Source organism: Rummeliibacillus sp. JY-2-4R, from assembly GCF_053847205.1.
Genome location: NZ_CM132623.1, coordinates 3,279,691 through 3,301,818, shown reverse-complemented (window position 1 = coordinate 3,301,818; position 22,128 = coordinate 3,279,691). Strand labels below are relative to the sequence as shown.

The 22,128-nt window shown below is 34.7% G+C and carries 24 protein-coding genes; 15 read left to right on the top strand and 9 right to left on the bottom strand.

What is annotated here, in order from left to right:
• Positions 1-16: 16 nt before the first annotated feature.
• Positions 17-898, bottom strand: a complete 882-nt coding sequence (locus ACWV26_RS16170; protein ID WP_455895734.1) for a peptidylprolyl isomerase — start codon at positions 896-898, stop codon at positions 17-19.
• 149 nt (positions 899-1,047) lie between these two features.
• Here ACWV26_RS16170 and ACWV26_RS16165 point away from each other — a divergent pair, with 149 nt between their 5' ends.
• The gene (locus tag ACWV26_RS16165; RefSeq protein ID WP_455895733.1) at positions 1,048-1,164 is read left to right on the top strand and encodes a YjcZ family sporulation protein; all 117 of its coding nucleotides are present in this window, start codon (positions 1,048-1,050) and stop codon (positions 1,162-1,164) included.
• A gap of 91 nt (positions 1,165-1,255) precedes the next feature.
• Here the strand turns inward: ACWV26_RS16165 and ACWV26_RS16160 are convergent, their stop codons facing one another.
• The 6 genes from ACWV26_RS16160 to ACWV26_RS16135 all read right to left on the bottom strand — a co-directional run bounded on the left by ACWV26_RS16160 (position 1,256) and on the right by ACWV26_RS16135 (position 4,931).
• Entirely contained in the window at positions 1,256-1,438 is a 183-nt protein-coding gene (locus ACWV26_RS16160) for a hypothetical protein (RefSeq protein WP_455895732.1), read from the bottom strand.
• 75 nt (positions 1,439-1,513) lie between these two features.
• Entirely contained in the window at positions 1,514-2,056 is a 543-nt protein-coding gene (locus ACWV26_RS16155; RefSeq protein ID WP_455895731.1) for a DUF3267 domain-containing protein, read from the bottom strand.
• 159 nt (positions 2,057-2,215) lie between these two features.
• The gene (locus tag ACWV26_RS16150) at positions 2,216-2,737 is read right to left on the bottom strand and encodes an HTH-type transcriptional regulator Hpr (RefSeq protein ID WP_455898276.1); all 522 of its coding nucleotides are present in this window, start codon (positions 2,735-2,737) and stop codon (positions 2,216-2,218) included.
• A gap of 110 nt (positions 2,738-2,847) precedes the next feature.
• Positions 2,848-3,231: a YtxH domain-containing protein gene (locus tag ACWV26_RS16145; protein WP_455895730.1), complete on the bottom strand. Its 384-nt coding sequence runs from the start codon at positions 3,229-3,231 to the stop codon at positions 2,848-2,850.
• 335 nt (positions 3,232-3,566) lie between these two features.
• Positions 3,567-4,094, bottom strand: coding sequence for a tryptophan transporter (locus ACWV26_RS16140; protein WP_455895729.1), 528 nt, complete (start codon positions 4,092-4,094; stop codon positions 3,567-3,569).
• A 411-nt stretch (positions 4,095-4,505) separates the two neighbouring features.
• Positions 4,506-4,931 (bottom strand): HIT family protein, encoded by a 426-nt coding sequence (locus ACWV26_RS16135; protein ID WP_455895728.1) that lies wholly within the window; start codon positions 4,929-4,931, stop codon positions 4,506-4,508.
• Between the two features lie 102 nt (positions 4,932-5,033).
• Between ACWV26_RS16135 and ACWV26_RS16130 the strand changes: the two genes are divergently transcribed.
• From ACWV26_RS16130 to ACWV26_RS16120, 3 genes are all read left to right on the top strand, one after another.
• The gene (locus ACWV26_RS16130) at positions 5,034-5,774 is read left to right on the top strand and encodes an ABC transporter ATP-binding protein (RefSeq protein WP_455895727.1); all 741 of its coding nucleotides are present in this window, start codon (positions 5,034-5,036) and stop codon (positions 5,772-5,774) included.
• Positions 5,767-6,948, top strand: coding sequence for an ABC transporter permease (locus ACWV26_RS16125; protein WP_455895726.1), 1,182 nt, complete (start codon positions 5,767-5,769; stop codon positions 6,946-6,948). The genes ACWV26_RS16130 and ACWV26_RS16125 overlap by 8 nt, the downstream gene beginning before the upstream one ends.
• A 600-nt stretch (positions 6,949-7,548) precedes the next feature.
• On the top strand, positions 7,549-8,415 hold the full coding sequence (locus tag ACWV26_RS16120; RefSeq protein WP_455895725.1) for a DMT family transporter: 867 nt from the start codon (positions 7,549-7,551) through the stop codon (positions 8,413-8,415).
• 66 nt (positions 8,416-8,481) lie between these two features.
• Here ACWV26_RS16120 and ACWV26_RS16115 read toward each other — a convergent pair whose 3' ends face one another.
• Positions 8,482-8,994: an antibiotic biosynthesis monooxygenase family protein gene (locus ACWV26_RS16115; protein WP_455895724.1), complete on the bottom strand. Its 513-nt coding sequence runs from the start codon at positions 8,992-8,994 to the stop codon at positions 8,482-8,484.
• A gap of 293 nt (positions 8,995-9,287) precedes the next feature.
• On the opposite strand from ACWV26_RS16115, the gene hemE reads away from it, so the two are divergent.
• The 9 genes from hemE to ACWV26_RS16070 all read left to right on the top strand — a co-directional run bounded on the left by hemE (position 9,288) and on the right by ACWV26_RS16070 (position 19,688).
• Positions 9,288-10,337, top strand: coding sequence for a uroporphyrinogen decarboxylase (hemE, locus tag ACWV26_RS16110; protein ID WP_455895723.1), 1,050 nt, complete (start codon positions 9,288-9,290; stop codon positions 10,335-10,337).
• Between the two features lie 22 nt (positions 10,338-10,359).
• On the top strand, positions 10,360-11,295 hold the full coding sequence (gene hemH / locus ACWV26_RS16105) for a ferrochelatase (protein WP_455895722.1): 936 nt from the start codon (positions 10,360-10,362) through the stop codon (positions 11,293-11,295).
• Positions 11,296-11,314: 19 nt separating this feature from the next.
• Positions 11,315-12,712 carry a protoporphyrinogen oxidase gene (gene hemY, locus ACWV26_RS16100; protein ID WP_455895721.1) on the top strand — a complete coding sequence of 466 codons (1,398 nt, stop codon included), beginning with the start codon at positions 11,315-11,317 and terminating at the stop codon, positions 12,710-12,712.
• Between the two features lie 158 nt (positions 12,713-12,870).
• On the top strand, positions 12,871-13,833 hold the full coding sequence (locus ACWV26_RS16095; RefSeq protein WP_455895720.1) for a YncE family protein: 963 nt from the start codon (positions 12,871-12,873) through the stop codon (positions 13,831-13,833).
• Entirely contained in the window at positions 13,830-14,513 is a 684-nt protein-coding gene (locus ACWV26_RS16090; protein WP_455895719.1) for a response regulator transcription factor, read from the top strand. The genes ACWV26_RS16095 and ACWV26_RS16090 overlap by 4 nt, the downstream gene beginning before the upstream one ends.
• The gene (locus ACWV26_RS16085; protein WP_455895718.1) at positions 14,510-15,901 is read left to right on the top strand and encodes a sensor histidine kinase; all 1,392 of its coding nucleotides are present in this window, start codon (positions 14,510-14,512) and stop codon (positions 15,899-15,901) included. The genes ACWV26_RS16090 and ACWV26_RS16085 overlap by 4 nt, the downstream gene beginning before the upstream one ends.
• Positions 15,901-16,401 (top strand): FixH family protein, encoded by a 501-nt coding sequence (locus ACWV26_RS16080; RefSeq protein WP_455895717.1) that lies wholly within the window; start codon positions 15,901-15,903, stop codon positions 16,399-16,401. Before ACWV26_RS16085 ends, ACWV26_RS16080 begins: the two co-directional genes overlap by 1 nt.
• A gap of 175 nt (positions 16,402-16,576) precedes the next feature.
• On the top strand, positions 16,577-17,146 hold the full coding sequence (locus tag ACWV26_RS16075; RefSeq protein ID WP_455895716.1) for a TetR/AcrR family transcriptional regulator: 570 nt from the start codon (positions 16,577-16,579) through the stop codon (positions 17,144-17,146).
• A 70-nt stretch (positions 17,147-17,216) separates the two neighbouring features.
• Complete coding sequence (locus tag ACWV26_RS16070; protein ID WP_455895715.1) at positions 17,217-19,688, top strand: YhgE/Pip family protein; 2,472 nt, start codon at positions 17,217-17,219, stop codon at positions 19,686-19,688.
• A 95-nt stretch (positions 19,689-19,783) separates the two neighbouring features.
• On the opposite strand, the gene ACWV26_RS16065 is transcribed toward ACWV26_RS16070, so the two are convergent.
• Entirely contained in the window at positions 19,784-20,695 is a 912-nt protein-coding gene (locus ACWV26_RS16065) for a hypothetical protein (RefSeq protein ID WP_455895714.1), read from the bottom strand.
• Positions 20,696-20,898: 203 nt separating this feature from the next.
• Between ACWV26_RS16065 and ACWV26_RS16060 the strand changes: the two genes are divergently transcribed.
• Positions 20,899-21,435: a hypothetical protein gene (locus ACWV26_RS16060; RefSeq protein WP_455895713.1), complete on the top strand. Its 537-nt coding sequence runs from the start codon at positions 20,899-20,901 to the stop codon at positions 21,433-21,435.
• Positions 21,432-21,980: a hypothetical protein gene (locus ACWV26_RS16055; RefSeq protein WP_455895712.1), complete on the top strand. Its 549-nt coding sequence runs from the start codon at positions 21,432-21,434 to the stop codon at positions 21,978-21,980. Before ACWV26_RS16060 ends, ACWV26_RS16055 begins: the two co-directional genes overlap by 4 nt.
• Positions 21,981-22,128 lie beyond the last annotated feature (148 nt).

Sequence of the window (22,128 nt, the reverse complement as noted above, 5' to 3'; positions counted from 1 at the left end):
TTTTTTCTTAGGGAAATTATTTAGATGGAGAGCTTGAAGAGCTAGTGAATTGATCAAGAGCATCTTTTAAGTCGTTATCTTTAATTTTCACGTCAGCATCTTTTACTAATTTAGATACTTTAGGTAGTAGTTGTGATTGATCTGCTTTTTGAAGTTGTAATTTTTTCTTGATATCTGCTTTGTTATCTTCATAAGTGCCTGTTACTTTGGCGTCACGAATATCTTCAACTTTAATAATATGGTAACCATATGAAGTTTTTACAGGTGCGCTGATTTCACCTTTTTTAAGTGCGTAGGCAGCTTTTGTGAATTCAGGAACCATTTTATCTGGACCGAACCAACCTAGTTCACCACCAGCTTCTTTTGAACCTGTGTCTGTAGAATATTGTTTTGCAAGTTTGGCGAAATCTTCACCTTTATCTAATTTAGCTTTTACTTCTTTTGCTGTTTTTTCATCAGCAACAAGAATATGGCTTGCTTTTACTTCTTTTTTCATTTCTTCAAAATACGTTTTCATTTCATCTTCAGATACTTGTACACCATCTGTTAATGCAGCTTCTTGTAAAAGATTTAATTTAATACTACGTTTAAATGATTTCTCGTCCATGTTTTGGGCAGCTAAAGTTTGTTCGTAATTTGCACCCATTTGTTCTTTTTGTTTTTTAAATTCAGCTTCTACATCTTTATCTGATACTTTGTACTTATCGTTTAGAACTTTTTCGATAATGATGAGTTGTAATGCTGATTTACCAACTGAGTCTTTCATTTCGTTATATAATTGATCTTTTGTGACGTCGCCTACTTTAGTAGTAGCAACATTCTCGCTCGAAGCGTTGCCGCAAGCAGACAGGGCAAGTACTGATGCTGCAAGTGTTAATGATAAAACTGTTTTTTTCATCCTCGATATCTCTCCCAACTTATGTCACTTCAACTTATGCAAATGTAACTATACCATAGAACGAAAAAAAAAGGAAAAGGTTGCATTAAAAAGAGCCTAAAACACATTTTCATAAATGCATAGGATAGTTAAGAAAGGGGGTGCATTTCATGTCTGGAGGATATCAAAACAACTATGGTTCTGGTTCAAACTTTGCACTTGTGGTTGTTCTATTCATTTTGTTGATCATCGTAGGTGCAGCGTTTATGGGTTATGGTGGCTATTAATTAATATGAAAGACCATTTACCAAACGGTAAATGGTCTTTTTTCTAATTTTTATAAGGGCGAGAAGGCTTCATAGCCATGCACAGCCTATTTTATAAAGTAAACATCATTTCAAGATAAAATGAAATCAATAAAATGGTTATTAGCACATTAATAGTGCGAAAGATTTTAGGTTGTTTTTCCTCGGGGATTTCTTTCTGTGCGCATAAAGCATAAGTCATCTTGTTTATTTGAAACAGATAGAACACCGAGAATAGGACGACAATGGCGATCAAGTCTTTTCCTCCCCTCTATTTTCCACTCTAGCATAACAAAAGACGAACAGAAATGACAAGTTTGTCATCACTCACTTACTTGAGTATTGGGATCAGGATTTCGAAACCTTTATCTGTCTCTTCAATCAATGCCTTTTTTGGAGATCGGATTAAATGTTTTACATAGAGTAAGTCTATAACACATAAACCACAATGGTATGCTAAAAGAATTGCAAAATAATGTCTGAATGTAGGGTAGATGATTGCTCCTACTATTAGTATACTGTTCAATAAAATAAAGGGGAACAGCAATGCCACAATATAACGCGATTTTAATATAGGTTCATGTATTTTCATACTTAATACTGGTAAAATCTTAAATTGTTTTACTATAGAAAAGCGTAATCTGTTGCGAAAACGCATGATAGGCAAAAAGTGCAAAAGTTTGTGAATCGGATAGATCATTAAAAACGACAATGTAAATAATGGAAACAAACGATCAGAAACAGGGTTATCTTTATAAGCAGTCATCGAAATATAAAAGACAGAAAAAACCATCATCACGAAGATGGCGGAAAATAGAAAAATACGATTATGGCCGTACTGTTTCTGTACATTTATGGTTTTCCAGCATTGCAACTTAAGCATCTCCAATTTCTAAAATAAAATAAAATCATCGATACATAACATTAATGCTTTTTTAAAGGAAAAGCAAGATAATTTTTTAAGCTTTTATATGCAAAAAAAAATCAACATCAAAACTCTGCGAATAGCATTATTTGATGTTGAAAAGGTGTATTAGTCATTTATATTTTTCAATGAATCTTCAAAGATATCCATAAAGTCATCACCATATATATTACGTATTAATGCAATTAATTCTAAAAATTGCGGAAATTTACCATACATTTCTTTTAAAGGTAAGGAACCCTCGATAACACTGTGCCTAGAGTGATTAAAGTTTTCGTATAGCTCTAAAAGTAATGACTGACCCTTCTCGGTGAGCTCAACATATGTATTTCGTTTATCATCATCACGCTTAGAGAATGATAGCAGGCCACGTTCTTCTAAATTTTTTGAAAAATTAAATGCTGTCGAAACATGCATTACACCAAATTTAGCAATATCAGAGATGGAAGCACCTTTTAAATTGTTAGCAATTAAGAGAACATGGTGTTCATTGATATTCAAATCATAAGGTTTAATCCATGACTGCCAATCTTTCTCCACAGCTTTCCAGAGAGCTTTAGATAGTTGAGCAATACGTTGTGAATAGAGCATGGCTTCTTTAGCCACAATTAATTCTTCTGACATAGCTATCACCACTTTCGTAATTTCTTAATATTATATCATTGCCTTACAAAAATATACAATAGATTAAAGAAATGTTATAGAGAGAAACTTTAGCGTGATAACATTAAGAGAAAATATTAAGATTTATTTTTTGCTTTTCGGTTTTGAAAATTAGCTATTTCTTGTTGGATTTCTTCAACAGAATTTTGTAATGCTGTTATTTCTTGCTTTAGGTGTTCTTGGATTGGCGCTGTTTCTTGTTGGAATTTTTCAATAGAGCTTTTCACGTCTTTTGCAAATTTAGGGCCTTTGTCTTTAACTTCTCCTTGAATTTGTTGAACAGACTCTTTAATATTTGCAACTTGTAATTTTAAATCTTGAACTTGATTATTTGCTGCATCTTTTGCTTCTTTTAGAGATAGGCGTAAGTCTTTTCCGGATTTTGGAGTAGTGAGTAAAATTGCAGTAGCACTTCCTAATAGTCCTGTTGCAATGCCGAGTACAAATGATGATGTTTTCATAGTAATCAAACTCCTTTCATAATAATTATTACCTTTATATATTATATTAAAACATGATTGTGGAAAAATAAAAGGGATCTCTCTTAAGTTTGTTAACATTTTAAGAGTGATTCCTAGAATAATAAAATGATGTTAATAAATTATTTCAAAAATATGCAAGTCAATAATTCATCAATATTTGAAATACTATACCGACTGTTTAGTATTCGTGCTTTATATCAAGTCTATGAATTCTATAATCTTTAAACTTAAAGTGAAAGCATATTGTTAAATAGAATTTCTTCTATATAATAAAAAAAGAGTTGACCCACTGGTTTTGTGGGTCAACTCTTTTTTTATGCTTGTTTCAATGATGTTGTGAATTTTGAGCGTTTTACGAGATTCATAATGATTGGGTAAATGATTATGAATGCTACGATGTTAATGACTACTGCAGGTAGTACTACTGTTAAAAACAATGCGCCAAATGGAATGTCTGCGCCAGTTACGACAATTGCAGAACCTAAGAATGTACTTCCTGAAATGATTGTACCTATACCAGCGAGTACAGCTGAAACTGCGATTTTTTGTGCTGCTTTTTTTAGTAATACGACGATTGCAAAAAATACAAACGCTGTAACAAATTTATCGATAATATTTGGCACAAATCCACCAGGGAATGTTGAAAATAGTCCTGAAATTACGCCAGTAGTGACAGCTAGCAAAAATACTTCTTTTGCTCTAGGGAATAGTAGAATACCAATAAACATCATGGTTAACATGAAATCTGGTTTCATACCACCGTTAATCCCTGGAATGACAACATATAATGCTGCGCCAACACCAACAAGTAGTGCCATTAATACTAAATTTTTTGTATTCATTTCTCATCTCTCCTATTCAGATGCCTAAGCTCTAACTCTTGTTCTCCTTCCGTATCCTCATGATCGAAAGCGAAAACTTATATTGATTTTACAGTTTAATTGATTGAAAGGCAAGGGGAGAACGCATTTTTTAATCTAACTTGAGTTAATTTGATATAGGTATTTTCTAGATAAACACAGAAAAGGTTTTTATATCTTTTTAAATAGTGTTAGTAAATTAGAAATGAACAACATTGGAGAAAACAACGCTCGCCCTACGAACCGCGAGCCGATTCCACTTTAACTAAAACACAGTTAGCATTAAATTAATTTTTTTCTACTATATAGCTCATAACACACTTATCAGGCAAAAATAAAAAGCACAGATAAGTCTGTGCTAAAAAATAATTTCTTCTATTAATAAGAGTTCTATTATTTATTTAAGTTTGCTATGATTTCATCAGATAATTGTTTTAAAACATCTGAGGTAAATTCTTTTTCTTTTGTAACCCAAGTAGGTTTATATCCGTCTGATTCATCATATCTTGGGATAAAGTGTAAGTGGAAGTGGAATACACTTTGGCCAGCAGGTTCACCATTATTGTTTAATAGATTCATACCGGCTGGATTTACAGTATCTTTAATTGCATTCGCAATGCGAGGAGCGACTTTGAACAGATTAGCAGCTGTTTCTTCGGACATTTCAAAAACATTCGCTACATGCTCTTTTGGGATTAGTAATGTATGTCCTTTTGTTAATGGACTAATATCCATGAATGCATAGACATACTCATCTTCATAGATTTTTGTGCTTGGAATAGAACCGTCGATAATTTTGCAAAATATACAATCGCTCATACTAAAACACACCTTTCACTATTTTGCTTTTCATTTTACCACATAGGAACTGCTAAAAAGAGGAATTTTTGATAAAATATTAGAAGATAGGAGTGACTTTTAATGACGGTATTGGAATTACAATCAGTTACAGGTGGATATACGCGAAAACCTGTCATCCATGATTTATCTTTTACTATTGAATCAGGAGAATTAGTAGGATTAATAGGCTTAAATGGCGCAGGTAAAAGTACAACAATAAAACATATCATTGGTTTAATGACACCGCAAAAAGGAGAAATTTTACTGAATGGGGTGTCCATTAAGGAAAATATGGATCGTTATCGATCATCTTTCTCCTATATTCCTGAAACGCCAGTTCTTTATGATGAACTAACATTAAAAGAACATCTTGAGTTAACTGCAATGGCGTATGGAATTGATAAGGAAACAATGAAAGAACGTGTAGAACCGTTATTAAAAGAGTTTAGGATGGAAAAACGATTAAATTGGTTCCCATCACATTTTTCTAAAGGGATGCGCCAAAAAGTAATGATTATGTGTGCTTTTTTAGTAAATCCAGCTCTTTATATAATTGATGAACCATTTTTAGGGCTTGATCCATTAGCAATTCAATCATTACTTAATCAGATGGATGAAAAGAAAAAAGACGGGTCTTCCATTTTAATGTCAACGCATGTTTTGGCAACTGCTGAAAAACATTGCGATAAAATACTCTTACTGCACAATGGCCGGTTGCGTGCTTATGGTACAATGGATGATTTACGCCAAACATTCAATATGCCAAATGCTACGCTTGATGATTTATATATAGCGATGACGAAGGAGCAAGAAGATGAATAGCTTGCATGATGTATGGCGTACTCGATTTGCCCATTATATGGGGGAGACCCAAAAATATATGCGCTTCGTCTTTACTGGCCATATTGCGATAGTTATCATGTTTGTTCTTGGAGCAGCAGGATACCAATATAGCCAATGGCTAAAGACAGCATCGAGTGATTTTCCTTCAATTTGGTTAGCGGCTGCATTAATAGGAATCGTACTAGGATTTAGCAGACCTGTCACGCTCATTAGAAAACCAGATGAGGTTTATTTGTTACCGCTTGAGACAAAACTACCTCAGTATTTTAGTAAAGCAATTCGATTCACATTTGGTTCACAAATTGTACTGGTATTCCTTCTTTATATGGTGACATGGCCGATGCTTCGACAAGTAGCGGGGTTAGAACCAATCGTCATAATGATTGGGCTAATCGTCGCCATCATCCTTAAATGGTGGAATATACACACTGAGTTTACTTATCGCTGGTCTTATACTGGCCATAATGTATGGATGGATCGAATTGTTCGAATGATTTGTTCATTTGTGCTCATCGCATCCATTTTAAACCTACAATTTATTCCAATGATTATCATGATTCTAATCATTGTTTTTTATCCGACATTATGGAAAAAGAAATTGCAAGAAACGCCTTTTCCATATGAACATTTTGTAAAATTAGAAGAAAATCGAATGATGGGTATCTATCGGTTTGCTAATTACTTTACAGATGTACCAAATATTCATGGCAGTATAAAACGTCGTGCGTGGTTAGACTTTGTTTATCGATTCATTTCACAAACAAAACAAAACACGCAAGAATATTTAGTGTTCCGTACATTTATTCGTACAGATGATCATTTCTATCTATGGCTACGCTTGACTGTTATTTCAGCATTGGCAGCAGCATTTATTCACATTCCAATTGCTATTGCAGTGGTAGTATGTGCGCTAGCATTCGCGACTGCGATTCAGTTAAAACAAGCCTTAACGACTTCAACAGATTTCAGAATGGACATGCTGTATCCATTACCAGCAAATTCAAGAAAAAAAGCCACAGTTAAAATTGTGCGTTACACCATCATCGCACAAGCTATCATCGTCATACTTGCTGGCATCGGAACACCGTATTTCTTTATACAAGGTATCCTAGTATTCATAATTGGAGAACTAACACTCCGTCTAAGTAAATAATGAAAACACACATCTAAATCGACTAATTTCTAAATGAAGTTAGTCGATTTGTTTACTTGAAATATTGGGCTTAGTTTTCTGGAAAGTGAATCGATTGGACAAGTTAGAGTGTTTTCGTAAAAATGTTTGTGTTCTATTAAGCAAGTGTTATATGCCTATAAAGAGGAGAATAGCTATCCTTCCTTAGAGATTAAGAAGCTATTGAGATGCAAGAATTATTTTAATTAAAGCTTGAAAAGAAACTTCTAGTTTCTTAATCTTCAATAGTGCCAAAAAAATTATTAAAGTGGAATTAGCGAAGACTCCTAGCTAGGAAAAGCGAGACAGGTGAGACCCCGCAGGAAAAATTTCTTTTGCGTAAGCAAAAGAAATTTTCTGCGACGAAGCTAGCGAAGCGATGCAGGAGCACATGCTTTTCGACGAGGAGACTCACTGCTCGCCCGCAGGAAAGCGTAGCAAATTCCACTTTATACTATAAATAAATTAGTTTAAAACAGATTTTTAGCTCAATAGCTAAGAAAAGTGAAATCTAGATTGGCAATTAAAAAGAAAATAGATTAGTAACTAATGAACTACATAAAACAACATGGAGGAAACATAATGGAAAATATGTCGAAAAAGAAGACAGTTTTAAGTATAGCGGCTGTCATTCTTATATGGAGTCTTTGTTGGCCAATCTATAAAGTTGGCTTAAATTACACACCGCCCTTGCTATTTTCAGGAATGCGCTCTTTCTTGGGAGGATTATTACTAGCTCTATTTCTTCTGCCTCAATGGAGGAAAATTCAGTGGAATAAATGCTGGTATATTTACATAATCGTAGGTTTATTTAACACAGTCATATTTCAAGGTTTACAAACCGTTGGCTTACAATTTTTACCGTCAGGACTATATTCCGTCATCGTCTATTTACAACCCGTACTTGTTGTATTACTTGCATGGCTTTGGTTAAAGGAATCATTAACAAGAACCAAAATTATAGGAATGCTACTTGGCTTTTTAGGAGTTGTTGTAGTTAGTATAGAAAGTTTTACAGGGAATATCTCACTTTTGGGTGTTATTTTAGCTCTGATTACTTCAATAGGATGGGCACTAGGCGTTATCTATGTTCGGAAAACTGCTGCTCTAGTGCATGGCTTATGGTTAGTAGCTTTGCAAAATCTAATCGGTGGCGGATTTCTAACAGTTTCTGGGCTGATCACAGAAGATTTCTCATCCATTGAATGGAATATTCCATATATATCATGTCTCATATATGGTTGTATTTTTGGGGTTACATGTGCAACTGCACTATATTTTAAATTAATGGGATCTGGTGATGCGAGTAAGGTAGGAGCGGCTACATTTTTGGTACCATTGTTGGCCGTAGCGATTGGTACAATTGTTTTAGGCGAACCATTTACTTGGTCACTTGTTATAGGACTACTGCTGATTTTAATCAGTATTTACACCATGAATAGGGCATAAGTAAAAACTATGTATGAGAGGTTATTAAACTTTTCATACATAGTTTTTTGTTGAAAATAACGTCAATTATAATTCTTCATCATCAGGGCGATTTGTGATAAATGTTTTGACATAAGGCGCACTTGCGAAAATGTTACTAGAATCAACGCCATCCGTATTTTGTTCAAATGCTTCTTTATATGTTTTTGATGCTTTCCAAGCTTCAAAAGAATGCGGTCCATTCCATTCGGAGAGAACGATATACGTTTCATCATCCAAAGGTTTTAATAAGCGGAAAGCAATAAATCCAGGGTCATTTTCAATTGCATTCACACGGTCTAATAATCTGTCTTCAAATAATTTGTGGCTTTCACCTTTTACAGGAATATGATTAAGTGCGAAAAAACCATGTTCGTCTAATGCATTTATTTCACTTACTACTTCGTATTTTCTAGGGGTTGCAAATACGCTTTTCTTCGTTGATTCATGAAGTAGTATAGCATTTCCTTGACCATATAATACAATCATTTTTTCGTTTGCATATTTTTTTTGTAAACTTTCCATAAATTCAGGTGTTCCTGAAGTTAAATATATAAACATATCATTTCCTCCTATATGAACATTCTTGTGGTTTAAGGAAAACATTGTACTTTAGTATATTCCCGGGCTTATAAAAGTATAAACATTGCTTGAAAAAGTCAATAATAGTATATCGCAGAAAAGAAAATAAAATACTCGTTATGCTTTGTCGAAAAAATGTCAACTTTAACATACATTTTTTTGACAATCGGGCCGTTGAACTATACAAGGACTTAAGAAACGTCTATCATGAAAAATGGATAAAATGTCGAATTAATAGTTACTGAATTGATGAAAGGAAGGGTTTACTGTTCATGAGAACATTTAATGATACGCTTTTACGCGCAGCACGAGGTGAAAGGACAGCCTATACACCAGTTTGGTATATGCGACAAGCAGGACGCTCTCAACCTGAGTATCGCAAAATTAAAGAAAAATATTCATTAGAGGAAATTACACATCAACCAGAATTATGTGCTTATGTAACACATTTACCTGTACAGAACTACGATGTAGATGCAGCAATTCTATATAAAGATATTGTAACTCCATTACCAGGTATGGGTGTGGATGTGAAGATAAAAGCTGGTGTAGGACCTGTAATCTCTAATCCAATTCGATCAGCACAGGATGTAAAGAATCTACAAATATTCCATCCTGAAGAACATGTTCCATACGTATTAGATACAATCAAGCTATTGACCGAAGAACAATTAGATGTTCCTCTAATTGGTTTTGCAGGGGCACCTTTTACGTTAGCAAGTTACATGATTGAAGGTGGACCATCAAAAAACTATGCCTTAACAAAATCCTTTATGGTATCCCAACCGGAAGCTTGGTATCTTCTGATGGACAAATTGGGAGATATGATCGTGACAGACTTAAAGGCACAAATCAAAGCAGGTGCCAAAGCCTTCCAAATTTTTGATTCTTGGGTAGGTGCATTAAGCAAGCGTGATTACAATACTTTCATCAAGCCTGTTATGGCGCGCATATTCAGTGAGTTAAAAGGTGAAGGAGTACCGATGATTTTGTTTGGAGTGGGCGCAAGTCATTTAGCATTAGATTGGCAAGAACTTCCTGTAGATGTCGTTGGATTAGATTGGCGTTTGTCAATCAGTGAAGCACGTGCAATGGGAATTACGAAGCCAGTTCAAGGAAATTTAGATCCAACATTATTATTAGCAGATTGGTCCGTTCTTGAATCACGGACAAAAGAAATAATCGATCAAGGTTTAGAAATACCTGGTCATATATTTAATTTAGGTCATGGTGTCTTTCCGTCTGTGGATCCAGATGTTCTAAAACGGTTAACATCATTTATACACGAATATAGCGCGCAAAAAATTAAAGCGCATTCTTAATACTTCCTTTGAGGTGATTGACATGAAAAAACAAATCGGACTATTAGTGATGGCGTATGGTACGCCAAGAAACGAAGATGATTTAATTCCTTACTATACACATATTCGCCACGGACACCGTCCAAGTGATGAACATATTGAAGATTTACGTAAACGCTACCAAGCAATCGGTGGTATTTCACCTTTAGCAGAAACCACTGAAAAACAAGGGAAAGCATTAGAAGCACGATTAAATGAAGTACAAGATGAAGTTGAATACAAATTATATATTGGCTTAAAACACATTGCTCCATTCATTGAGGATGCTGTAGAACAAATGCATAATGATGGAATTACTGAAGCAGTTTCGCTTGTTTTAGCGCCACACTTCTCATCATTTTCAACTAAATCTTATAATACTCGAGCAACAGATAAAGCAACAGAACTTGGTGGCATATTAACAATTCATACAATCGATAGCTGGTACAAAGAAGAGAAATATCTTCAATATTGGACTGAAAAGATTAATGAAGAGTTTGCAAAAATGTCTGATGAAGAACGTGAAACAGCATGCTTAATCGTTTGTGCGCATTCACTTCCAGAAAAAATTATTGCAATGGGCGACCCATATGCAGATCAATTACATGAAACTGCTGAAATTCTTCAACAACGTACAGGTGTCAAAAACATGGAATTTGGATGGCAATCTGCTGGACAAACAAGTGATCCTTGGCTTGGACCAGATGTTCAAGATTTAACGCGCGATCTTTATAACAATAAAGGATATCGCTCATTTGTTTATACGCCAGTTGGCTTCGTAGCAGAACATTTAGAAGTACTCTATGATAACGACTATGAATGTAAAACTGTCTGCGAAGAATTAGGTGCAAAATACCATCGTCCTAAAATGCCTAATGACAATCCATTATTTATCGATGCTTTGGCAGATGTCGTGCAAAAGACTTTAGCTCATGCCTAATAGAAAGTGATGATTATTAGTGACTGAACAAAAGCAAAGGGTTGCCGTTATAGGTGGAGGGATTACGGGTTTAACAGCATCGTACTATCTGCAACAACGGGCAAAGGAGCAGAATCTCCCCCTTGAAATAGTTCTTATCGAAGCATCTCACAGACTAGGCGGCAGAATTCAAACATTAAAAAAAGACAACTTTATCATTGAACGAGGACCGGATTCTTTTTTTGATCAACAGAATATAGTTGAAGATTTAGCAAAACAACTAGGCATTGAGAATCAGCTAATTAGCCATGTTCCAGGCAAAACTTATGTAGCAGTAAATAATCTACTCTCACCTATTCCAGAAGGGTCCATATTAGGCATCCCCACTGAAATGATGCCTTTTGCGAAATCAGACATTATCTCATGGAGTGGAAAAGTAAGAGCGGCTTGTGATTTGTTTTTACCTCCACTAAATGTAAAAGAAGACCAATCATTAGGGGGATTCTTGCGCAAACGATTTGGACAGGAAGTTGTAGAAAACTTAATTGAACCAGTGTTGTCACAAATATATTCAGGGGATATTGATCAATTGAGTTTACATGAGACACTCCCAGTCCTTGCTGAAGCGTGTATGAAACATCGCAGTGTCATAAAAGGGATTCAAAAGGGAAGTAGTAAGATTAAAGAAACTGTACAAAATCAAACTTATACAACTTTTGAAAATGGGTTAGAGAGTTTGATCTTCGCTTTAGAAAAGTCAATAGATATGGCTATTATCTATAAAGGTGTACGAGTTGAAAGTATTTTTAAAGTAAACAATCAAATTACGTTATTACTAAACAATCAAAACGCTATACCAGTAGATGGTGTAATCATTGCAACCCCACATAGTGTTGCAACAAAGTTATTTGAACGCCAAGGGTTGCTGAAAGACCTTCTTGATATTCCAGGTAATACAGTTGCAACGGTATCAATGATTTTTCCAAAAGAAGCGATCAAGAAAAAGTTTGATGGGAATAGTTTTGTTGTATCTAGGAACAGTGAATACTCAATTACTGCCTGCTCGCTAGTCCATCGAAAATGGCCTCATACAGTACCGAAAGAGTATGCAATGCTAAAATGTTACGTAGGGCGTTCAGGTGATGAAACAATCGTTGAATTATCGGATAATGAGATTGAAAAAGTAGTATTACAAGACTTACAGAGTGTACTGAAAGTTAGTGGAAAACCAATTTATACTGTCGTCTCACGTTTTAAGAATGCTATGCCGCAATATACCATTGGACACCGGAAAAGGGTAGAGCAAGCAAAAAAAGAATTACACGAAGCATATCCTACTATTCGTCTTGCTGGTATGAGCTACGAAGGCATTAGTTTAACAGATTGCATTAAACAAGGAAAGCGTGCAGCTAAAGAGGTATTGGCTTCAATCTTTTAAAAAAGTCGCTATGCAATAAGTCTAGTTATAGTCCAAAATAAATGTTTAACTAATGGAAATCTGTCTTTCTATTCTAAATAGAATGGCAGATTTTTTTGATAACTAATTTCAATCATATTTCACAAATATACAGTAAAATAAACCTGGAGGTGATGTTTGTGAGATGGCATAAATTTGCGCTATTACTCTTTTTAACGATTATAGTAATACTTTCGGGCTGTGGAAAACCAACCTATTCCTCGATTCCAAAAGATCAAGATTTTATCGCATCAGTCAATATACAAGCACCATCTATAAGTTTTATCGATGAAAAAGGAAAAGTGTTTACAACCTGGAATCTTAAAGAGGGGTATACGGGTGCTACTTTGATCGATAAAGACCAAATATTACTGTATGGATTTCAATTGAAAAAGGCTTCTGTTTATAGCTTAACAACAGGTAAACTTGTGTATTCTATTGATACCGAAGAAGGCATTACAAATGCAATTTATGATGCAGTACATAACCTCATTTATTTAGCAAACGGCAAGGCTAATCGTGTAGTAGCTTATAACAATCACGGCAACAAAGTAACAGAACAAAAAGTCGGCAATTATCCAATGTCTATGTTAATTCATGATGGACAATTGTATGTCGTAAATTATAAAGATACGAAGCTTTCTATTTTACAAACAAAGAGCTTAACACCAATAAAGAATTGGACAATTTCTAAATCCTCAAATGGAATGATTGTAGTAAAGGACAAAGAACTCTGGCTTGGTGGTCATGGAGAGGGAATCAAACCAAATTCAACAATTGATGTGATGAACTTAAAAACTGGAGAAAAAGAATCTCATGTAAAATTACCGATGATGCCAGTTGGATTTGCGAAAAGTAACCACCTAATTTATGTGATTAGCCATGGAGAAAGTACTCTGTCAGAAGTGACATTCGATGGAAAAGTAAAACGGCAGTTGGAAGTTGGGGCAAATCCGTTTTCCGTAAACATATTTAAAGAGTATGTAGTAGTTGCTGGCTATGATGATCACCATGTCTATTTTTTGCAAAATGGCAAGATAGCTAAAACAATCAATGTTGGAAAAGGGCCTTTCCAATTGCTTGTAAGGGGGGAGAATCAATGACGACAATTCTAATTGTAGATGATGAACAAGATATGAGAAACCTCATCAAGGTTATGTTGCGTCAATCCGGATATCAAACACTTCAGGCAAAAGACGGGTTCAGTGCAATGGATGCTTTAGCTAAAGAACAAATCGATTTAATCATCCTAGATGTTATGATGCCACATATGGATGGCTTTGAAGTGTGTACTGAAATTAGAAAAACTTCAGAGGTACCTATTATTTTCTTGACAGCCAAGGATGCAAATGAGGATAAAGTAAAAGGATTAACGATAGGTGCAGATGATTATGTTGTGAAGCCTTTTACATCATCTGAGCTAGTAGCAAGAATTCAAGCTGTGTTACGTAGGACTTTTGGTGAAGTTTTAGAGCAAACACACAAACTCCTTGTAAAAGGTCCAATTGAATTAGATGAAGCTTCTCATCAAGTATGGGTATCTGGAAAGTCCGTTCCACTTACATTAAAAGAATTTGAATTATTGCACTTATTTATGATCAATGAAAATGTTGTCTATACAAGAGAACAGTTATTAGAACTAATATGGGGATTATATTATGGTGGTGGTAATAGAACAGTAGATACACATATTAAAACATTACGTTTAAAACTTGGGTCTGGTGCTGGTCAATTTATCCACACCGTTTGGGGTTTAGGGTATCGTTTTGAGGTAATTAGATGAAGAAATTATCTACAAGAATTTGGGCAATTATTGTAGCATTTTTGGCATTAACTATATTATTTATGTACGTTCTAACAGATTTCCTATATCAAGGGCTGTATGTAAAAGATGCTGAAAATTCAATGGTAGAAATCGGAGAAAAGTTGGCAACAATGTATGATGGAGGAAAAGTAACAGATGCCTTTATCACGAAAATAGATGATTATAATTCCTATTCCAATGTTAATGTATTTGCTGTTCGAAATCCTAGAGAATTAAGTGCTTGTGTACCATTTGATATTGATTATGAAACATTAATTGGTCCAGATGAAAGGCAGCAACTATTAAATGGGAAAACCATTACTAAAAAAGGATATGAAAAACGATTTGATCGTCAAATTATTTCAGCCATTATTCCACTAACCGATCAGCATCGATTAGAAGGTATTATTTATATTTATTATCCACTTGCTAAAATAACGGAAATGGCTTCAAAAGAGGTTTTGATTTTACTAGGAAGTGCGGTAGTCTTCGTTTTATTAATTGGTGTAGGTGTTTTTAAAGGTATCAAGCACATTATGAAACCATTAAAAGAATTGCAAAATGCAGCGGAGAAAATGGCAGGCGGTAATTATGAAACGAGGGTTGAAGTGAATTCTAAAGATGAAATCGGACAACTTGCGCAAACCTTTAACAGGATGGCACTCTCTATACAACAAGAAGACGAGGCACAAAAGAAATTCTTAGCTACAGTTTCCCATGAATTGCGGACACCAATAAGTTATGTGAAAGGGTATGGAGAAGCTTTAGAAAATGGCTATATTGATGCGTCACAAAGACAAGAAACATTAGCATTAATTGTTCGAGAAGCCAATCGTTTAGAAAAGCTGACAAACGATCTATTACAGTTATCAAGGGATGCTAATCAAAAGGATGCAATCACTTTATATCCATTGCCACTGGCAGAAACCATACGAGAAGTAGTGCAAATCTCGAAACAGCAGGCACAACAAAAAGCAATCATCATGCATACCGATATCGATGAGGACATAATCATAAATGCAGATGAAGAAAAGTTAAAGCAAATTTTGATTAATTTAATAGAAAATGCTCTTCGTTATTCAAAAGAACAGACTGAAATCACGATTAGAGCGATCAAAGAGGAAGACACAGCAGTAATTACAATACAAGATCATGGGATAGGAATTCCAAAAGAAGACTTGCCTTATATTACAGAAAGATTCTATCGAGTCAACAAAGCACGTAGTAGAAGTGATGGAGGAAGCGGATTAGGGCTTTCCATCGTGGATCAACTTATCAAGGAACATAAAGGAACTTGGCATATCGCTAGCGAATTAGGTATCGGAACACTTGTGACGATACAAATACCATTAATAGAGGAGTTTTAATGATGAAGAAATTATTAATTAGTTTAGCTGTCATTATGGGTCTACTTGCAGGTTGTAATAATACGGATTCAGATTCGTCTAAAACAACTTCGACATCTAATACTGAAGGATCAACAGTCGAAGTGAAAGTAGATATTCAAACACCTGAAAAAGTTGACGTAGGAAAAGACGTAGACTTGATTGCACATGTTACACAAGGCGGAAAAGATGTAAATGATGCAGACGAAGTAAAATTCGAAGTATGGCAATCAGGATATCGAGAAGAAGGCAAAATCATGGAAGGAAAATTGGATAAGAACGGTATATACAAAGCAACTACTAAATTTGATCAAGATGGCGTTTACTATATGTACGCACACACAACCGCTCGGGGACTTCACACAATGCCTAAGAAAAAAATCATCGTAGGCAAACCTGACATGAGCAAAGTAAAAGAAGACAAAGACGATGGCAGCATGAACATGGATGAATCCACTGCAAAAGGACAAGATGATCATTAAGATTGGTTGAAATCTTGATTAAGATACAGGCTCATGGCTCACAAAGCAACTAGAAAAGCAATTAAAAAATTGCTCCACTTACTTGCAACAAAAAATTAAAGAGTGTAAAATAAATGACCAGATGACCAAAAGTGTTTTCTGGTCATTTTCATTTGAGAAAGCGGGTGGGAATTGAATGGATAGGAGACAAGAGATACTTGAAGCAGCTTCAAAATCTTTCTCTCTATTTGGATATAAAGCAACAACAATGGATCAAGTAGCAAAAATTGCAAATGTCGGAAAAGGAACCATCTACACATTTTTTGCAAACAAAGAAATCCTCTTTCAAGAAATTGTCGTGAAAATGATTTCAGAAATGAAGACAGAAGTGGATCAAGTCACCAATCAAAATGGCTCATTCCAAGAAAATGCACATAATGTTTTGATGAAAATATTGCAATTTAGAGAAGTACATCAGCTCTATGCAAAATTAGTACAAGAAGAAAAAGAAATACGAACGCCAGCAGTCAAAGCGATGCTAGTAAAAGTAGAACAAGAAATTGTTTCCTACATTGCTGAGAAAATCGATACAGCCATTGCAAAAAAAGAAATTCGAGAATGCGATTCGAAGCTTGTGGCATATATGTTATTCAAAGCATATATTGGATTTGTAGCTGACTGGGGTACAACTCATGATTCAGAGCTATCAGAAGAAACAATTGCTGAGTTGTTTCGAGATACAATTTTTAGAGGTCTCTTGCCATGAGACTCTTTTTTTGAGGGAAAATGACCGAATGAACAAAACGGTCAATTAGTTTTAGGAAGGAGAATAAAGTATGTTAAAAGCTGAATGGAAAAATATTTTTAAAAATAGAATGTTATTCATTTCACTTTTTGCCATTCTCTTTGTTCCGGTAATTTATGCAGGTATGTTTTTATGGTCTTTTTGGGATCCATACGGTAATTTAGAAAAACTACCAGTCGCTATCGTTAATAATGACACTGGAGCAACAGTAGAAGGGCAAGATTTAAAATTAGGAAATGATATAGTCGATCGGTTAGTAAAAAGTAAAGAATTTAAATTTAAAGAATTACCTCAAAGTGAAGCCAAAAAAGGACTTAATAATCGGGATTATTATATGATTATTAAAATTCCAAAGGACTTTAGTCAAAATGCTGGGACGTTGTTACAAGATAATCCCGAACAGATGAAAATTGTCTATCAACCAAATGAGGGATTGAATTTCTTAGGAAGCCAAATTGGTAATTCGGCTGTTGAGAAAATACGAGCAGAAGTAAACAAACAAGTATCTGCGACCTATGCGAAGCAATTGTTTGCAAACATTAAAAAAATGGGAGACGGCTATGGAGAAGCTGCTGATGGTGCAAGTAAACTGAAAGACGGCTCCAATAAGTTATCATCTGGTGCAGGAGAATTAGCAAATGGTATAAAATCTGCTTCAGATGGTGCTGGATCATTAAGTGAAGGTGCTAAATCAGCAGCAAAAGGCTCTTCATCTTTAAAAACAGGAATAGATAAAGCTGCAACAGGTGCTAGTCAAGTAAATGACGGTACCAAATCAGCCAAAGATGGGGCGAACCAATTAACGAATGGTATTACATCTGCAAAAGACGGATCAAGTCAACTAGTATCGGGCTCTTCCGATTTGAAGAAAGGTACAGATACTCTAGTCGCGGGATTAGTTGGTAATACAGATAACATTAATGCCCTAAATGATGGTGCTCATAAGGTAAATGATGGTGTTGGTACATTAAGTACTGGCCTAGCCCAATTAGCACCAGGAGCAAGCCAAGTATCGAATGGTGTATCAGAGTTAGTAAGTGGCCTAGGGGAAATGCCAGCTCAAATTTCTTCACTGCAATCAGGTGTTGCCAATCTTAATAATGGGGCATCGGATTTAGCAAAAGGAACAGAATCACTAGCAAGCGGTACTAAGCAATTACTTGCTCAAATTAATGCAATGGATATTCCGCAAGAACAAAAGGATGCTTTGTTAGCAACTGCAAAATCAATGGATTCAGGTGCTACTAATGTGAATGCAGGAGCATCAAAACTAAGCGCAGGTACATCACAGCTAAATAATAATGTGTCTTCTATTACTGTTAAACCAACAAAAGATTTAACAGCGTTAAAAGAAGGGGCAGCAGCTGTATCAGCTGGCTTAAATAAAATGAACACTTCAGTTAGCAATGAACTAGAACCAGGCACAAAGCAGTTAGCATCAGGCACAGAAAAACTTGCATCAAATTGGGGTACATCAATTGAAGGCGCCAAAAAATTAAATAACGGCGCTAGTCAATTACAAACAGGTTTATCTTCCCTTGATAGTGGACTAGGTCAATTACAAAATGGATCTGGTCAACTGGCAGCAGGATTAAATACATTAGGTAACGGTACTCAGTCACTTGTATCTGGGATGGGGCAATTGCAAAACGGGTCAGGTCAATTAAATACAGGTCTTGGCACATTAAGTAACGGCTCTCAATCACTAGCAAGTGGTTTAGGTCAATTAGAAAGTGGCTCAAACAATCTCGTAAATGGTACGAAGGATTTAGCAAAAGGCTCAAATACATTGCAATCAAGCCTAAATGATGCTCATGATACAGCTTCCAAAGTACATGCAAATGACAAAACGTATGATATGGTAGGCCAATCTGTATCAGTAGAAAAAGATTCCATCAATAAAGTACCAAATTATGGTACAGGATTTGCACCATACTTTATCACATTAGGTTTATTTGTAGGTGCTGTCGTTATTTCAGTGGTCTTTCCATTAGTACAACCGTCTATTCGTCCAACAAGTGGTTTTGCTTGGTTCTCAAGTAAAGTCTCAGTTTTAGCGGTTATTGGGTTCTTACAATCAGTACTTGCAATCGTCGTTGTTAAATTTGCATTGGGGCTTCAACCGCAAAACCTTGGTGCTACTTTCTTACTTGCATTGATATCAAGCTATACATTTATCGCATTAGTTCAATTGTTTGTATCCATGTTCAAAGATCCGGGTCGTTATGTTGTTTTAATCTTAATGGTCATTCAACTAACAACTTGTGCAGGTACATTCCCATTAGAACTAATACCAAAACCATTACAATTCTTTAATAATTTATTACCAGTAACATATACAGTACAAGGATTTAGAGCAGCTATCTCAACAGGAGATATGTCATACTGGACTCAAAACGTGTTTGTATTATTAGCATTCATGGTATGCTTCCTATTCATCACATGCCTATTCTTCACATTACTTTACAAAAAACGCTATGCAAAAGAAGCAGCAACAGAATAGGTGAATAGTACACACACAGTTAAGTTAAAATAAACAAAAGCCTTCCAATCATTTGAATGATGATGGAAGGCTTTTATGTTGGGGTTCTGTATCTACTATCCTTTAATTTCGCCTAATAGTGTCTCCCTTTCTAGAAGTTCTGAAACATACTGGCTTTCATACTCTAAATGCTTCTGTAATTGATTATCATTGAAGAAAATGGATACTTGATTAGCTTGTTCTATATAGTTAATTTTATCAACTATACCTAAGCTTCCTTGAAGTAAGCCTTTTCTCAAATAGCATAATGATATGTGGAAATAGGCTTTTTCTTTCTTAAAATCTTCGATAAGTTCTTCATTTATTTTGTATGCTTCTTCCAGATGATTTTCTCTTATCAATAAATGTACAAGATTATATTTAAAAGGAAGCAGTAGCTTTTTATATAATGAATGTTGCTTATATTTATATAATTGTGTCATAGCAAATTTTGTTATGGTCATAGCTGTTCCTATTGGAAATATGAAAAGAATACTGTTTATTAAGCGTAAATCAGACAAATACCAGGTATCCAATTGCTCAAGTCTTTTCCAAACAATTTCCGCATATAAACGTGCATGGTCGATGTTATTATTTTTACCGAAGGCACGTAATCCTTTTGACACAGTTAATAGATTTTCTATATACCTATCATCTTCTTTTTTTAGATATATTTCTGCTTCTTTAATAATCTCTTGTAAAATGTCATCATCAATGAACTTTAAATTGTAATACTTCTGAATAATTGCGTCTCTGGGTGAATAACTGTAAGAATGATGAATAAAATCGAATTCTTCAAAGTCCATTTCAATGTTGCGTAATAATGCTACAAATTTTTTTGAAGTAACATCAGTTTTGCCAAGTTCAAATTTAGAGTAGCTTGTTTGGTGTAAAACATTTTTTGAAACAAAAATTTGCTCAAAGTTCTTAGATAATCTAATAGTTTTAAATGTTCCTCCGTATTCTTTCTCCATTAATTTATTATTCACCTCTGTCTCCCACAAGCATATATGCTTATATTGTTTATACTACTATTTTATTATATATAATTTCCTTATATAGTAAATATACATTAGGAAGAGGGATGCTTGTGAGTATTTTAGATTGGATGATTGGGCTATAGAATTATGGAAAGTACAGAAGAGCCACAAAATCTAACAGCTATCATATTATTAAAAATGGAGGTCATTTTATGAAGAAAATTTTATTGGCAACAGCTATGGTATCTTTATTATCTTTAAACGCAGGTATTGGTGCTAGCGCTGCAGAATCTAAGGATTATACAGAGTACGATGTAGCTCGTCCAATGATTTCCCCAATGGTTATTGATTTATCTGGATATGAATATGTTCATTCTTCTACTTCTAAGAACAAAAAAGTTGAGTTTACACATACGCACAACAATAGTAGTTCATCAACCGATACTGTTAGCTATTCAGTAGGCGTTACTCAATCTACTACGGCAAATGTTACTTCTAGTGCTAGTTTTAAAACGATGGTTGCTGAAGCAGGGGTTTCAACTCAAGTAGGACTAGGTACAACTAACACAAAAACACTTACAATCACATGGTCAATACCTGCAAAAACAACCTATCAATTAAGAGCAGGAAGTAATTGGGTCAAAGAAACTGGAACTGAAAAATTATGGAGTGCAGGAAAAGTAGTAAGTTCTAAAAGTGTTTCGGGAAATTGGACATATTCTAGTTGGAGCGATAAGATCAAACAATGATAAAAAATAAGAGTAAAAATTTTATTATTTTTATTCTAGTTGTTTTTGTATCCATTTTTGGTATTGTAGCATGTGATAATCAACAAAATAATAATCAACGAAATTATCAACAAAGTGATAATGTCGGTGGTCAAATTTCTTTAGAAGGGGAATTCACTCCACCAAATTTTACAGTTAATGAATTTAAAGTGAAGAATGATAATAAATCTGTTCGATTTGAAATTTTTTACAGAGTCAGTCCTTCGCTTTATACTTTGTTAAAAGAAATTAATAGCAAATATTATCTTGAATTAAAGCTACCTAAAAATATTTCTTCCATAGTAAAGGAGAACAGCACTGGGTTAGTTCCAGGTACTCCTATGAAACCAGATAATTCATTAGCTTATAAGGTCAATTTGAATTTGAATTTAGCAAGACCTTTGACTAATGGTGAGAAAGAAGAATTATTGCATCATAAAGAGGGTTATGGATTATATATTTACGATCAGGATAAAGATGCTATTCATTATTTCGATGATGTTGAATTATTTTCTACCGTACCTTAAAGGTTATAATGATGTAAGTGTAGATGAATAGCAAAGAAAGAGGCGATTCTTTAGAATCGCCTCTTTCTTTTTCTATGGTGTTGTTTTACTTGTTTCTTCATTTGTGGTGTAACTGAGGGATGTTAGGGGAAAATTAAAAAGTAAGAAT